Raw genomic sequence first — 411 nt, forward strand, 5'->3', positions numbered from 1 at the left:
CTTTTGGGTTGATTACTAAGGCTCGCTGTTCTTTGTTCGTTTTTTCGTCCTGCCAGCTCTGTTGCATATTTTGAGGAATTTGCCATTTTTTCAGTTCGGTTATCTCTTGCTGATAGGATTTGATTGTTGTTCTGTGTATCTGTAGATCGCTTGAGGTTACTAGGTAGATGACTGCTCCGCCAGCTAAAAAGCTTATTAGGGCTACGATCGCTGTAGTGCCACGCCACAAGCTTTGGAAAATACTTGGGGATATTTGCTTTTGCATTGTTTCTTTGATTTGAATTATCTCTTGGGCTATGTTCTCTTTGGTTTCTTGCCAGCTCGAGCTTATTTGTTCTAGTTGAGCTTTGGTATTTTGCTTTGTTTCTCTCATCTCGTCTGCGTATATTTTCGTTAATTCGGCTTCTATTG

At 40.4% G+C, this 411-nt stretch carries 1 protein-coding gene; it reads right to left on the reverse strand.

Going from position 1 to position 411, the window contains the following annotated elements; genetic code table 11:
* Positions 1 to 411 (reverse strand): hypothetical protein (locus EII23_RS13060; RefSeq protein ID WP_185702415.1); only part of this gene is annotated, 411 nt, incomplete at both ends.

Origin of the sequence: Desulfovibrio sp. OH1186_COT-070, assembly GCF_003860215.1 — a bacterium.
Taxonomy (GTDB): domain Bacteria; phylum Desulfobacterota; class Desulfovibrionia; order Desulfovibrionales; family Desulfovibrionaceae; genus Desulfovibrio.